The sequence below is a fragment of the Thermoplasmata archaeon genome, from assembly GCA_038874435.1.
Classification (GTDB): Archaea; Thermoplasmatota; Thermoplasmata; order Lutacidiplasmatales; family SKW197; genus SKW197.
In genome coordinates, this window is record JAVZCK010000009.1 from 1 (window position 1) to 15413 (window position 15413).

Annotated in this window: 9 protein-coding genes; 4 read left to right on the plus strand and 5 right to left on the minus strand. The window is 42.3% G+C overall.

Annotation, left to right across the window (positions count from 1 at the left end):
• Positions 1-335 precede the first annotated feature (335 nt).
• Together pyrB and pyrI are read left to right on the plus strand one after the other, a co-directional pair.
• Positions 336-1286, plus strand: a complete 951-nt coding sequence (gene pyrB, locus QXD64_04815) for an aspartate carbamoyltransferase (protein MEM3396634.1) — start codon at positions 336-338, stop codon at positions 1284-1286.
• Positions 1279-1737, plus strand: a complete 459-nt coding sequence (gene pyrI, locus QXD64_04820) for an aspartate carbamoyltransferase regulatory subunit (GenBank protein MEM3396635.1) — start codon at positions 1279-1281, stop codon at positions 1735-1737. Before pyrB ends, pyrI begins: the two co-directional genes overlap by 8 nt.
• On the opposite strand, the gene QXD64_04825 is transcribed toward pyrI, so the two are convergent.
• On the minus strand, positions 1730-2650 hold the full coding sequence (locus tag QXD64_04825; GenBank protein MEM3396636.1) for an endonuclease V: 921 nt from the start codon (positions 2648-2650) through the stop codon (positions 1730-1732). The genes pyrI and QXD64_04825 overlap by 8 nt on opposite strands.
• Positions 2651-2653: 3 nt before the next feature.
• Positions 2654-8578, minus strand: coding sequence for a hypothetical protein (locus QXD64_04830; GenBank protein MEM3396637.1), 5925 nt, complete (start codon positions 8576-8578; stop codon positions 2654-2656).
• Between the two features lie 203 nt (positions 8579-8781).
• Here QXD64_04830 and eno point away from each other — a divergent pair, with 203 nt between their 5' ends.
• Together eno and rpsB are read left to right on the plus strand one after the other, a co-directional pair.
• The gene (eno, locus tag QXD64_04835) at positions 8782-9993 is read left to right on the plus strand and encodes a phosphopyruvate hydratase (protein ID MEM3396638.1); all 1212 of its coding nucleotides are present in this window, start codon (positions 8782-8784) and stop codon (positions 9991-9993) included.
• 2 nt (positions 9994-9995) lie between these two features.
• Positions 9996-10610: a 30S ribosomal protein S2 gene (gene rpsB / locus QXD64_04840; protein MEM3396639.1), complete on the plus strand. Its 615-nt coding sequence runs from the start codon at positions 9996-9998 to the stop codon at positions 10608-10610.
• A gap of 152 nt (positions 10611-10762) precedes the next feature.
• On the opposite strand, the gene QXD64_04845 is transcribed toward rpsB, so the two are convergent.
• Genes QXD64_04845 through QXD64_04855 form a run of 3 tightly spaced genes read right to left on the minus strand, consistent with a single transcriptional unit; the run spans position 10763 to position 15366 of the window.
• Positions 10763-11020 carry a glutaredoxin domain-containing protein gene (locus QXD64_04845; GenBank protein MEM3396640.1) on the minus strand — a complete coding sequence of 86 codons (258 nt, stop codon included), beginning with the start codon at positions 11018-11020 and terminating at the stop codon, positions 10763-10765.
• A 4-nt stretch (positions 11021-11024) separates the two neighbouring features.
• The gene (locus QXD64_04850; protein ID MEM3396641.1) at positions 11025-12998 is read right to left on the minus strand and encodes a zinc ribbon domain-containing protein; all 1974 of its coding nucleotides are present in this window, start codon (positions 12996-12998) and stop codon (positions 11025-11027) included.
• 4 nt (positions 12999-13002) lie between these two features.
• The gene (locus QXD64_04855; GenBank protein ID MEM3396642.1) at positions 13003-15366 is read right to left on the minus strand and encodes a hypothetical protein; all 2364 of its coding nucleotides are present in this window, start codon (positions 15364-15366) and stop codon (positions 13003-13005) included.
• Positions 15367-15413 lie beyond the last annotated feature (47 nt).

Consider the following 15413-nt stretch of genomic DNA (forward strand, 5'->3'; position numbering starts at 1 on the left):
TTCTATTATCGTCTTGCATTGCCATGCACAAAGCAAGAGTAAAAAACGCACCTTCGGTGCCATTCTTCGCTCCACCACATTCCACCTTTTGTACACCCTAAGCTCTTTTATCAACTGGATAATGGGACTCACATCACATTTCCCTATCTCTTCCATGGAGATTGCCATGCATCCCATCCTCCTTCGTTTTTATTCAGGGAATTCTTAGAAATAAATTAAGGTTTAGGAGTTGTGAATAGAACCATGCTGCTTTATATACTAGCACCCCAAATCTTTATGACCCATGGTAAGGAACGTAGCCCCACAGAAAATCTTTATATCATACCTTCGTTTGGATGTCGATGCAGGATAAGGATTTTATCGGAAAGGACATAGTGTCCATCAGGGAGCTGAGCAACGAAGAAATTGATCACATTCTTCTGACCGCAAAGAAAATGGTTGAAATTGCAAAAGGCAAAAAGGTTGTGAAACCACTTGATGGTAAAATTCTGGGTACAGCGTTCTTTGAACCAAGCACAAGAACGCGACTTTCTTTTGAATCAGCGATGCTCCGTCTCGGTGGAAAATGCCTTGGTTTTTCCGAGGCAACTACAACTTCAGTGGCTAAGGGAGAAACCCTTGCCGACACAGTGCGAATGCTTGCCAGTTACAGCGATGTAATCGTGATAAGGCACAAATATGAGGGCGCGGCACGGCTTGCAGCTGAATTCTCTGATAAGCCAGTGATTAATGCAGGCGATGGCGCAGGGCAGCATCCCACGCAGACACTCCTTGACCTTTTCACGATAAAGGAGAAACTTGGCAAGCTAGAAGGTATAAATGTGGCCCTCATTGGCGATTTGAAGTATGGAAGGACCGTGCATTCTCTCGCCCATGCCCTCGCAAAATTCAATGCTAACCTGTACTTTGTTGCACCAGAATCACTGCAGATGCCAGACCACATCATAGAACCGCTCGTGGAGATGGGTGCCAAAACCCAGAAATTTAATGCACTCGAGGATGTGATTGAAACCTGCGATGTGTTTTACATGACCAGAATTCAGAGGGAGCGTTTTCCAGACATCCAGGAATACAACAAGGTTGCGGGCATCTTTCGTCTAAACGCAAAGATGCTGGAGCGAGCAAAGAAACACGCAATTGTGATGCATCCACTGCCCAGAGTAAACGAAATTTCACCAGATGTGGATGCAACAAAGCATGCAATGTACTTTGAGCAGGCATTTAATGGTGTTCCTGTAAGAATGGCTTTGTTGTTGCTTCTGCTCGGAGGTGAGATTGATGCGTGAGCTGAAGATTACACCGATTGTAAAAGGTACGGTTATAGACCACATCCCAGCGGGTATGGGACTGAAGGTGCTGAAAGTACTTGGTCTGGATGTCCAAGAAATAAAGTACACTGTAAGCTTGGGAATTCATGTTCGCTCCAACAAGCTTGGCTGGAAAGATATTTTGAAAATTGAGGAAAGAGAGTTGAAAAAGTCAGAGGTGGATAAGATTGCGTTGATTGCCCCAGGTGCCACAATTAGCATCATTGAAAAAGGAGAAGTGAAAGAGAAGATTAAAGCGAGTTTGCCTAAGAGGGCAAAAGGCATCATTAAATGCCCAAATCCAAATTGCATAAGCAACACAGGTGAGCCAGTGGAACATGATTTCGTCCTTGTTTCTGAAAAGCCAGTAAAGTACAGATGCAAATACTGTGAGAGAATTCTAGATGATGTGCTGAAGAATATTATTTGATGGTTGCACTCCTATTTGCTTCCCTATGGGCAACAGGAATCAAATCTAGGTATTTTTCCGCAATCTTTCTTGCACTTTCAATGCTCACTCTATGGCCAGGCGAAACATAGTACTTACCGCATCTGTAGCCAACAAGCTCTCTGTTGAGAAAAATTTTCTCGCCTTGCAACTCACCACGAAGCAACGATTTTGCAGCACCTATTGTTGGAATCTCGGCCACAATTCCAGCATGTGTGGCAATTCCCATTTTTCTTGGATGCAAAATCCCATTCCCATCTATCAATAGCAAAGAAGGCCTGTAGTATTCCAGCACCTTCAAAATTAAAGGCAGTTCCCTGTAGGCAAGGTAGGTGGGAATGTAAGGGAAGTTAATTTCTGTTGTAGCCCTGAAGGTGGCAGTCGGTTTACCGCTGGCGTCAAATACAGCCATCGCACAAAAACCCTTTCTGCCTTTATATGCCACATCCAAGACGCCAAAATCCTTGAGTGTGAAATCATCATCAAGCCAGATTTTTTTCGCAAGGTGTTCTTGCTCCTCTCTCAGTTTTTTCAGAGGTTCATCGCCCACAAACTCGCAAAAAACCCTTTGCTCAAAATCCGTAACCCTACCATTTTCTATTTTAACTCCCTCACTTTCAAGCAACGAAACTTTGTCTTGTATACCACCAGCAGAAGTGAAACCGCCAATTTTTCCATCCGCATAGACCACACGATGGCAGGGCACCCGCATTTCTGCATCCACATCCCTGCGTAAAAATGAGTACGGGTTCTCACTCATCATCTGCCCCACTGCCCTTGCACAAATCTCATCTCCCAGAGCTTTTGCCACCATACCGTACGTTGATACCTTTCCAACTGGAATTTGTCGCACAAGCGAATAACATTCCTTATAAAGGTCAGGAATCTTCAGCATAATTCACTTTAGGGTTTTAAGAGCTGCATATGCCTCAATCATTTCCTTTTTCTCAAGATGGCCTCTTACAGTATCGACCTTCAACCTATTCTCAGGTGTCAGATTTTTGTTGAATTCGAGATAGGACTTCAGCTTAGCTTCTACAAATGCTAACCCTTCCTTATTGATTTCCTCAGAAAATTCAATAATCATCTCAAGTGCCTTCATCTTTTCTTCCACTGTTCTAGCACCTGGAACAAGAGATGCATAACTCTTCTCCTTCTCCTCCACATCTATTTCCATCTCTCTCGCCACTCTGAATTTTTGCTCGAGGTCAGCCCTAGCATTGATATATTGGATTTCTACGAACTTTTCAAGGGTTTTCAAAAAAAGGTTCATTTTCACAGCCGCATTCAAGTAGTCCTTGTTTATCCTGCGTTCCTCAACCTTCGCAAGCAAACCCTGTAATTCACTAACATCCCTTCTAATCCTCACAAGTTCATCCACGAAACTCTTACCATATTTGAATTTCTCATCAACAAATTCCCTGAGTTTCTTTTCATTTTCAGAAGACACTCTAGCCACAATTTCGTTTATTTTCTTAAGGCGCATGTGTGCATCTGGCAGCTTCATTCGCTCTATGTCCCTAGCACACAATTTTAGCTCATCCACATCCAACTTGGCACCTAAAATTTCGTTGAGCGCATCAAAGACTCCCATCAATCCTTGAAGCTTGGTCTCAAGGGCTGAAGAAAGAAGATCAGAAAGCACTTTTTTGGCATTGGTGAGAATCTGGTAGGCAGCTGGATAGTTATGCCAGGAGGCATGCATCTCAGCTTGAGAAATCGACTCTGAGATTGTAGTGTGGGGAATTCTATATTCTTCAGCCATCTGGATAAGGACATTGATTTCCCATATTATTGACTGAATGTAATCGTAGAGTTCTTTCCAGGCATCTGGTTCTATATTTCTGCATATCTCAATCGCCTTTGCAACCTCAATTCTAGTTATTGCCTCTGTGAGTTCATGATAGGACTTAAGCGTGTTCTTCATAGGACATCCTATGCTTATTCCCATATCTCCAATCTTTTTTACTGCAAGAATGCGATCAGCAGCAATCGACCCAAGAATCTCAAGCAGCATCTTCCTTGCATTCTCAACTTCTTGGTTTGCCTGGCCAAACTGTCCATAAGATGTTGAGTATTTTGCTCTCTCTATGTAAAAGTAGACCTCATTGGGAATAAACATTCCATTAGTCACAAATTCTTGCACGAGTTTTTCCATCTCCGAAATTTTCGTCTGGATTGCTTTCTGCATTTGGGTGATACATTCTATGTGGGCGCTATTAAGGGCATAATAGGTCTCAATATATTTTTGCTCTTCCATCAATTTTTCCGCCTTTGTAAGTTCCTCATCAACTTTTCTGGTGTCTATTCCCATTGCTACGCAATCTCTCACAAGATTTGCAACCTCTCCAAATCGCTGCTGAATGTACACCTTAATGTAATCTTCTGCTGCAACCCTTGCCTCGGTTGCCTTCTGGACTGCGGAGATAAAGTCAGAGGAATTGAAATAATAAATGCTATCATTAAGTAGTGCCCTGGCAATCTCTAGGTCTACACCACGTTCGGTAAAGTCCTCAATTAATTTTCTAGTGTATTCTATTGTTCTCCTAATCTGCTCACTAATCGCGGTTGTAAACTCAAAATTGGTTCTGTAAGCAACTTTAGTGCACTCTACATATTTTTTCTCTTTGAGGAGCACCAGAGCATGCTCAAGCTGCTTGTAGAATTTCACAAACTCATCTGGGAATATGTTGCTATAGGGTTCTAGGTTCGAAGACAGAATGTGAATTGCTTGAGTTGCTGCGGTCTCTTCCGCTTTAATTAATGCCTCTCTGGCATTATCTAAATTCCATTTCGCTGCATAAAAATTCATCGCTGCAGTTTCCGCCCTGAAGTTCTCAAGAAATCGCTGGGCTTGGGAAGTATCAATGCCTGCACCGTTGCAAAGCTCGATTTCCAACATTAAGTCGTTGTAAACCTTTTCGAACACATTTCGGTTTCTTTCTGCAAGTGCAGATTTTGCCTTTGCAATGCTCAATCTTGCCTCGCCATATCTATGCTCCTCCACCATGACTGCAGCTTCTTTAAGAAGGGTAGAGATTTTTTCGTCTTTTCCTGCCAGTTTCTCCAACTGTTCCAGTGCTTTCGTTGCCTCGTTGATTTCCCAGAGGAATCTATCCCTAAGCACGCCTCTAAGGTAAATCTGCCATTCAATTACTCTCTGAGCAATCTCCCAGAATTTATTTTGCTCAATGCTTTTTTCAAAGGTCTCAATCTCAGTATCAAGATTCTGCACAGCCATTCCCATCTCAGAGAGAATCTGGTTGCTCTCCCTTATCTCTTCAATGTAATCGTAAAATCGCTCTTTTAGTTTGCTATAAACCTCACTAAATTCGTTCAATGTTTTTATCGCTCCAAGCAGATTCCCTGCCTCAAGATAATGCGCAGTTTTTTGTAGGAGCGATGTAAAATGCTCCGCATCCATTACTTCCTTCTCTATTATCGGGAGATTCGCCTTTGCATCCTCGAGCATCTGAATAATCTGGCTTTTCACAGCATCCTGTATTCTTCTATCCAACTCTCCAATTTTCTCGTATGCCTCTCGAACAAGTCCTTGCTCCATTTTCTTTGTAGCATCACCAAGCATCTGATGCTCTGGGTCAAATCTAAAACCAAAGTTTTCATACTCTCGGATTTTTTTGCGATAGTGCTCTATCACCTCTGAAAGTGCCCTTTTGAGCAAGCTATCCAGCTCAGTTCGCAATGAAAAATAGGCAGCATACGCTTTTGCAATATCCTTCTTCGCCATTAAGTCCTGAACATCATTTAACTTGGTCTCAAGAGAGTGAGAATAAAGATTATGCTTTTTAAGGAACTCAATTTCAGGTTTCACATCTTCAAGCCGTTTTAAAATTACATCTTCTAATACCGTAAGAAGAGATGCTTTGGCTTCCAGCACAAGGGTATAACCCTCCTCAATTCTCCCTCTCTCGAGGAGTCGCACGGCATCATCTATCATCATACTCTGGCTCTCGCAGTTTATGCCTCTTTCCCTGCACACTTGAAACTGTCTTTTTATCGTGGAAATCTCGCTGGCTATTCTATCCTTCAATAGTTTCAGTATTTTCTCCCTTACAGTTGCGAGATGTTCTAGCCCGACCACCATGTCTTCTCTGAAAATGGCATCTATTTCAGAAAAATTCACATCCATTTTTTCAAGCTCTAGTTTCTTCCCGAACTCGATTAATTTGCTGACTTCCGCCTTCCGATTCTCATATGCCGTATTGCTTGCCCTTTCCAAGAACTCCCTTGCTTCCTTTATTTGCATGTGGGCATCAAATATTTTGTTTTCATTGATCAAGGACTGGATACCATGAAGCACCGTTTTGTATTCTTGCGGGACGACCTCAAATTTTATGCAGGTTTCCATATATTCCTGAAATTTCGCAAATTCTTCCTTGACCCGTGAACCTGTAAATTCGCCGAGTTTATCCTGAATGTTTGCCAGCAATTGTCTAAGCTTAATGTAATCTCTTTTTGTAAGCAGGATTTTTGCATTTTCCAAATCGACCTTGATTGCAATTGTATCAACATCTAGTTTTGAAAACTCCTTTACTACTTTGTTTGTGTACTCTAGTTCATTCGTAAACTTTTCGTGGAGGTCCTTGTTCATCTCCGCAGTTACACGACTTGCCACGAACCACGCCTCATACAATCTTCCTTTTTCTATTCTTTCATGTGCAAGATTCACCTTAGTATCATATTTCTCCGTGTTGAGACCCAGCTTTACTATTTTTTCTCGGACCTCATCCATCTTTTCGATTTCCTTAAGTGCAATTTCTGCAAGCTTCTTTTCTGCCTCTGTAATCCGTGCATTCAAATTCCCAAGGGAATTCGCAGAATCTAGATTGAACATTTTTCTTCCTAGCATTTCGCTGAGCTTGGAAATCAGGTCAATGTCAATTTCTGTCTTTACCCCCATTCTCTCTGCATTTTCAAGTAATCTCTTAGCGTTTTCTAGCTTTGCAGTCAAAATTTCATGTATTGTATCCTCACAGACACTTACAAAATTCTCAATTTTTTCTCTCGCGAGTGGGTCAGAAGGTGAAATTTCCGGCATCACAAACTTAATCCCGCTCTTCCCAAACTCTGCAATAAGGTCTGAAATTTGTTTTAAACTTTCGCTCACGGACTTTGTCGAAATCTCTCTTGTTTTAAAAATGAGTTCCTTGAGTTTTTCCCATCCTGTATAAAAATCTCCACTTTCTACTGCAGAGCTGACTTCGTCAGCTAGTGTTGCAAGTGCCGTATCACCAGTTGCCCGAATATCTTTCTGTAGAGTAGGCAAGTTTGTTGAGACAGCATCTGCAACCAGTGCTTGCACAGTAGTATTAAGTTCATGGAGGGTTTGTTCAGCATACTTAAATTGATAACTTTCAAGGAAACTCCGTGTTTTGAGAAGAAGTGCGTTTGCTCCAGAGACATTAAGACCATTCTGTTGGAGGTCTCGCAACAAATTTTCAAGAGCAATCAACTCATTCTCTATTGGTTCAATTTGGTTTTTAATTTCATTATCAACAATCTGTTTGATTTCAAATACTTGTTTCAGGGCCTCGTGAACATTTCCTGCAAGGGCCTCTTCAATCTTCTTAAGTTGCTGGAAGCTCACACTCTGAACTACCTTTGCTTTTCCAAGTTCTCTCAATGATTTCAAAATGTTTCTTACAACTTCTCCTGCACCTTTTTCCGCTGATTCTTGTGCCAGACGTGCTGTTAAAATTGCTTTTCCGTATTCTCCTCTTGATTTATAATTAACGGACTCTGTTGTCCTCTCCTCTACCTCTTTGAGCACAATTCCATGCTCGCTTAGTGTTTGTGAAATCGCCTGGATTCTGCTCATGATTCTACCGAAATCTCTTTCAAATACTGGTGTTGTCTCTTGCCTAACATTTGAGATTATTCTCAATGCAGCTTCCGTGTTTCTCTTTGCAAGTTCTTTCTCACAGTCCTCCAGGTGTGGTAAATAACCACCCAGGGTTTTTATTTCTGTTAATAGAATCTTCAGGTCCGCGACCTGGGCTTTTAAGCTGTTGATATCCACACGGGTTATGCTGCTCCATGCACTAGCAAGCGAGCCAAAGGCATTATAGTAATCCATCTTCTCAAATTCTATCTTACTTTTCTCAATAATTTCTTTCAAACCTGGAACGATGCTCTCAAGCTGTTCTACCTTTCTAACCTCTTCATTGAACTTAATAGCTAGTTTCTCATCACAGTTCTTTCTGACCTCGACAAGGGTTTCTAAACACTCTTCAACTCGCCCATGCACCAAGGATTCCTCTGCCTTTGCAAGGGATTCCCGTTCATTGGTGATGTCAATTTTGTGCGTGGCAGTATAATCTATCAACTCTTTCGTTCTTCTGACTTCCTCGATTGCTTTCTTCAGATTTACAATTTTGTTTTCCAAGCTGTCCTTTACTTCATTCCATACCTTCTTTGCCACACCCAGTTGCTCATCATTCAAAAGTTGTATAACTTTTTCGCATTCTTCGCAGGGAATGTTGTGTGCATTCAAAAAACCTAGAACTTCGTTCACCCTCTGTTTAAATTCACTTATCTCTCTTTCCTTATTTTCTCGTAATTTGTCCATTAGCATTGCAATCTTCTCGGCGGTGTCACTGTAGTTTCCTTCCTCTATCTGCTCTTCTATAGCCTCGAATTCATTCCAAATTTCATCTGGAACCTCCACCCCCATTTTTTCATGAAGTTCCATCTCCCGCCTGCATTCCTCTATCAGATCGGTAAATTTATCGCTGTCCTTCTTTTTTTTCTTACTTTTTCGGGATTTTGTCTTCCGTTCATTCAACTTATCGTCATTTTCCATTCTTGCCCTCGGTTGTAGGAATATGCAAGAGGTAATTAAAGGTAATTCTTAGCAGGGCAGAGGAGGAAACAAAAATATGCAACACATTTATAAGGAGATTGTATTTACCGCAGCATGGTATGGCCCTGGTGCGAGAATAAGCCCAGAGAGAACTTCCAAAAGGTATAAATCTAAAATCTCTATGGGTTAAAGAGGTGTAAACCATGAGCGAAATCGAAGACATAAAAATTCGAAAAATTCTGGACAGCAGAGGAAATCCGACAGTTGAGGTAGAAATCTTCACATTTGATGGTGGTTATGGTAGGAGTGCAGCTCCGAGTGGTGCTAGCACGGGGAAGCACGAGGTTTGTGCCTATCCCGCAAAAGGTGTTGATTTTGCAATCGAACAGTTCAGAAAAAAATACATTCCCAAGCTTCTGGGAATGGAGGCAACAGCTCAGGAAGAACTAGATGAAATGCTCCATGCATTGGATGGTACAGATAACTTCTCAAACATGGGAGGAAATGTGGCAACTGCAACCTCTCTGGCCAATGCATTTGCTGCCGCTTCAGAATATGGGATGCCACTCTACCGCTATTTGGGCGGCACCTTTGCCAGAACTTTGCCTTTACCATTTGGAAATGTCCTTAATGGAGGTAAACATGCAGTTGGTTCTACAGATATCCAAGAGTATCTTGTCGTCTCTCAGGGAGAGAAATTCTCTGATTCAGTGTTTGCAAACGCAATGGTGCACAAGAAAGTTAAAGAGAAAATTTCAAAGAAATATCCTGATGTTGCCCTTGGTAAGGGTGATGAATGCGGCTGGGTCGCAAAATTAGGGAATATAGAAGCACTGGAAATTTTAGTTGAAGCATGCAATGATGTGAGGGATGCTCTGAAAATTGAAGTGCATCCTGCACTTGACTTGGCAGCATCTGAATTCTATGAAAAAGGAAAGTATCACTATAAGGAGCAAACTCTAGACCAGGAAGGACAGATTGACTTTGTCGCAAAGCTTGTGGAGAAATACGAACTTTATTCTGTGGAAGACCCACTAGACGAGGAAGATTACGAGGGCTATGTAAAATTGACAGAGCGAATAGGGGACAAGTGCCTGATCATCGGTGATGACATTTATGTTACCAACTACGAGAGAATCGAAAAAGGAATAAATATGGGTGCCGCAAATGCAGTGCTAATCAAGGTAAACCAGATAGGCACTCTCACCGATGCACTGGATGCTGTCTCACTTGCCCATGACAATGGGTACTCAACTGTTATCTCGCACAGAAGCGGAGAGACCACAGATGCAGCTATTGCGCATCTGTCAGTTGCTTTTGGGTGCCTGGGTATAAAGACAGGTGTTGTAGGTGGAGAACGAATTGCAAAGCTCAATGAACTTATCAGAATAGAGGAAGAACTCTATGGGGTGTAACCATGGCTGAAGAAGTGAAGAAGAAGAATTTGCTGATTGATGAGGAAATGTATCTGACATCCGGTGTTCACATTGGGACACAGGCAAAAAGTGCAAATATGAAGCGGTTTATCTACAAAGTGAGAACTGATGGGCTATATGTGATGGATGTGCAGCACACTGACGAGAGAATTCGCATAGCCGCTAAATTTCTGGCAAATTACGAGCCAGACAAAATTCTGGCAGTTGCTGCAAGACAGTATGGACAGAAGCCAGTTAAGTTGTTTGCCGATACCATCGGAGCAAAATGCTTCCCAGGACGTTACATTCCAGGCACAATGACAAACTACAACATTCCTACATTCTTTGAGCCTGATGTTGTGCTTCTGACAGACCCTGCTGTTGATGTCCAGGCACTGAAGGAGGCCGTGAGCATTGGCGTGCCTGTGGTGGCTCTATGCGATGCAAACAATGAAACCCGCTATGTTGACATTGTAATTCCAACAAACAACAAGGGTAGAAGGGCACTTGCACTCATTTACTGGCTGCTCACTAGGGAAACCCTCAAGGCAATGAACAAAATTACCTCTGATGCAGAGTACAAATTAACCATTGAGGACTTTGAGGCACCTCTGTAGAGATGAAACAACAAACTCCATGTGGTAAACCAATCCTATATTGTGATGGGAAAAGTTGCCCAATTACAGACCTCTGGTTTGATAAAAAATGGGATTGTCCTGCCTATACTACTCCTGTTAAAAGGGTTGAAAAGGAAAGTCATGACATAGATTTATTCTGGTACCTTTAATCTCTTTTCTAGCTCCCTCTTTGCCTCTTCTTCCGTGACATGCTCCACAAATACAATCTTGCCATCAAAGAGAATTGTGGGCACATGCGTAATCCCCACTTCCTCTGCCCTTTTTCTGTTTTCCTTCACATTAATTTCAAAGTATTCTATCTCAGGATGCTCTGATAGCAGCTTCCTGAAAATTCTTTTTGCAGGGGGACAATCAGGGCAGGTGGGTGAATAAAAAAGTTCCACCTTCATAGCATCACCTCAACTCTTCCACAACTCTGCGCAGCTTCTCGACACTGAATTCTTCTTCCTCAAACGGACGCTTCCTCATTCTGTGTGGAAGTGCAAATTCTGCGGCTTTGAGAATATCTTCAAGTTCAACTTTCAGTCGCCCGTTCCAGGCCGCTAGTGCCTTTGCTGTGCGTTCAATGATTATGTCGGCTCTGTGCCCATCAACACCGAAACTGAGTGAAATTTTTGCAATCAGTTCCAGTTGTTCAATTGTTATTGAAACATCTTTCAAAATCTCTCTTGCCCTTTCAATTTTCTTTCTTAATTCTTCTTGCTGGCTCTTGTATTTCTCTCTGAATGCGGCTGGATTTGCGTTAAACTCCTCTCTTCGCTTCACAATTTCCATTCTTCCGAAAATGTCCTCAACACCCTTTACTTTCACCTGCAGTGCGATTCTATCCAAAAGTTGTGGTCTCAGCGCACCTTCCTCAGGGTTCATGCTACCCACTATTATAAACTTGCCTGGGTAGGAGACACTTACTGCCTCTCTTTCCACAGTTACCACTCCCATCGCTGCAGCATCCAGCAAAACATCAACGATGTAATCATCAAGCAAATTAATCTCATCAATATATAAAATTCCTCTGTTCGCCTCTGCAAGAATGCCTGGCTCAAATGCCTTCAAACCCTGAGTGAGAATTTTCTCGATGTCAATGGTTCCTACTACTCTGTCTTCTGTTGCATTCAATGGGAGCTCTACCACCTTTATAGGCCTTTTTGAGACTGGAATTTCAACATCGCCTTTACCATATTTCTCCTTGCATTCCCAACACCACTTCTCCTTGTCCTTTGGGTCACATGAATATAGACAACCAGAAATAACTTCTATTTCTGGGAGGAGTTCTGCAAGTCCTCGCACCGAAATTGACTTGCCTGTACCTTTCTGCCCCTGAATCAGAACACCACCTATCTCTGGGTCAATTGCATTGAGAATCAGTGCGAGCTTCATGTCCTCCTGACCAACAATAGCGGTAAATGGATAAAGTTCTCTCTGAATCTTCATTTCTTGCTTGAACGCCGCAAGTAGCGCTCTATCCACGGGCTGGGCTGCCTGCGCAGGTGCGGATTGTGCTGCCTGAGAGACTGCCGCGGTAGCCGCAGGGGTTCCAGCAGAAATAACATCCATGGGCTCTTCCCTTTCAAGGGGCGAGCCAATCTTCACGCTCTCAATCTTTATGACGGTTTCTGTAGGTACTGGCGTAGCACTTACAGCTACAGGGGCCGCAGCCACAGCCACAGGAGTTGCACCAGCAGGGAGGGTAATCTGGGGCTGTGCCATTATTTCGGCTTTGAGCTTCACCCCTTCCTTCAACATTGTTCCACAGTTGGGACATACAATATCTTTTAATGTGACTGCAGTGCCACAGTTCGTGCATCTAAATGAATCAGTAGCAAATTCTGTACCACATCTAGGACATTTTGTCTCAGAAATTCCTACAATTTCGCCACATTTGGGACAGATTGATTCATCTTCAATTAATGAGTGCCCACATGCAGGACAAAATATTGCATCACTTTCCACAATCTCTCCGCAAAAACCACATCTGCTTTCAGGTGCAAACTCTGCACCACAATGCTCACATCTTTCTGCAAAAGCGCTTACTGTCCCATAACAAACTGGACAGACCGCTTCATCACCAGCATACTTTTCTTCCCCAAGCTCCTCGTCCACAATGCTTTCAACTGCGTCAATGTTCTCAATCTGGGCTTTTTCATCGCTTATCAACGATTCCATTTCCGCCACTGCTTCATCACTCTCTGCAGGTGTCACATCTTCCTTTGGTGCTTCCCCCTCCACCAATTGCTCAAGTTCCTCCAACTCTGCAAGTCCTGTGATATCCTTCTTTTCCTCCTGCTTAAACTCTAGCCCACAAACAGGGCATTTCAAGGCATTTTCGTCTACATCACTTTCACATACAGGACATTTAAAAGTTGCCATGGTTTCACTTCTCCTTGCTCCTGTGCATCGTCTCTACAGCCCACTTCACAAGTTCACTCTCATTTCTGTGCGAGACCGGATAATAAACTCTTTTTCTGTTGATGTATCTAACAGCGATGATAATCAATCCCAGAATTAATACAACAACAAGTGTTGAGGTACCGTAAACCACTGTTGGTTGTTCCCATATTGACTGGGTTTGGGTGTAGGGTACAACATCTATGTATGAGATAGTTGCGTTGGATAGGCCATATTCTTTCTCGAAGCAAACAATCCTCACAGTGTAATTTCCGAGTTTCAGCGGGAGATTAATCAAAATGCTAAATTTTCCATTCGCATCAGTGGTCGTGTTCCAAAACTCACCAGTTTCCACAATTGTTATTTGCAAGCTTCCATTAGCAACAACTTCTGGGCCATGATTATACAACACGGTTCCAGTTACAGTAATTGTTTCGTTTATGTGTCCTGTTGTTGGTAGATTTGGTTGAATTTGTATCTCAAATGGAGGCACAATTGGATGCACAAAATGGGCTACGAGAGTTTTGCTGGTAGTGAGAGCAATGCTCAGATTAAGTGCAAGCTCGTTGTAAATTACACTAAGTCGGTAGTTGCCCACAAATATTACAGAAGAGCCAGTTATCTTACTGCTCAGCAGCGGAAATGTAACTTTTCCATCCACACCAGTCGTGCCATTTGCCACTTCTGCGAGAGCCGAGCCCTCGTATCGGTAGACCTTTACTGTAGCATTGGCTACACTTCTATTGTTCCCGTTTGTGGCATGGACTTCTAGGAAATTGTAAATTTCTAAGAGCGTGTCTGTGTAAATTCGGGTATAGGTCAGATTGTAGACAGTGAGTTGATCGTTAGAGTGAAATTCAATAGAATTAGTTGATACATTCACGAAATTGAATTTGTCTGGTTTTGCAATGGTGAACGAGGTATTTTTAACTCTCAGTACTGCATTCTCAAAACTCACACTTGCATTTTCGCTTGTAGCCACTTCTATATTATCACCTTGAACCTCAGAATTATGCGCAAGGATGTTTGTGTTCAGGGTATAAATGCTGCCATCCACTCTTGTGCCTTCCATCGTCAGATTGCCCTTCAATCCTACAATTGCCTGGATACTCGCTGTGCTTTCCTGCAAAACTACAGATGCTCTATCCTGAATGTATATCGTAGTAGAGGAAATGAGTGTTGAGTTATCTATAATAAGCATGCTGCTGTCTTTCAGAGAAATTATGCGGGAGAAGAACAAGACACTAGAATTTGTAATGTGAAGGGAAGCATTGTTTTCAAGCAATATATTCCCCTCCAGTTTGAAGCCGATTTCAGAGTTATTCTCAATTATCAACGTCTGGTTTCCTACGAGATGAAGGTCTAATGGCGACGATGAAAGAATACGGTCGCCCATAACAATCTCCTCAAAGGTTACTTCAATTGTTTTTCCAGCTCCAGAACTCATTTCGTATGGTTCAAAGCTAATTGATGCAGAAGCGTTAATGTTGCCGAACGATGCCGTTATCAGGTAGTTACCAAAGAAGTGAGAGCCCTCATATGTTGCAGCATCATATGTTTCTGTTAAAAGTGAGAGATTACAATTCCCATTCTCATCTGTTTTTCCATGGGCTACCAAGGTACTGGTGTCTCCCTCCAAATTTCTGTAGGCATCTAGATTTGCATTTGGAATCTCCTGCTTAATTTTATCTTTTACACTCACCCATAATGTGCGGTAAATCTCAGCCCTTCCATCATTAGTTACGGAAAAATTGGGAATCATGGAATCATAGAGCTTTGTAAGTCCTGATGTGACAATCGCTTCGTTGATGGTGCTATCTTCGATTAGAACAGTACTTCCCTCTAAAATCGTGAAGCTAGACAAAATCGTCGTATTTTTTATTGTGAGACCGACACCGCCAAAGGTTGCGTTCAGACCACACAAACTAGAATTCAAAATCTGAGAGTAAGTGTTCTGAGATATATGTGTGAGGTTCCCGCTGTAACTTAACTTTGATGAGTCCAATAGAAGGGTGGAATTCCCTTTCACAACTATGTTTAATCTGGCATTTGAGGAGATTGTGGAATAAAGCACAAACAATCTTCCGTTACCCTCTACTGTTACAGAATATTGGTGGTCGTGTGCTTGGAGGATTGTAAATTTCGAATAGGAAATTATAAGCACACCATTATCTTTTATGTGAATGTTGCCAGTAAGCACATAATCCGAATTTATCTGAACTGTCGTGCTATTCTCTACTATTAAGTCCAATTCTGTTTGTGGAGAGCCCGAGGAGGCAGGGATAAAAAGGACTGAAATAACTAGAACTGCTGCAGTTAGCAATGTAAAGTATCCTGCCCTGATGTTCACGCTGTATGTAATGGCTTTAATAATATATTTACCTTTCGGTCAGACCT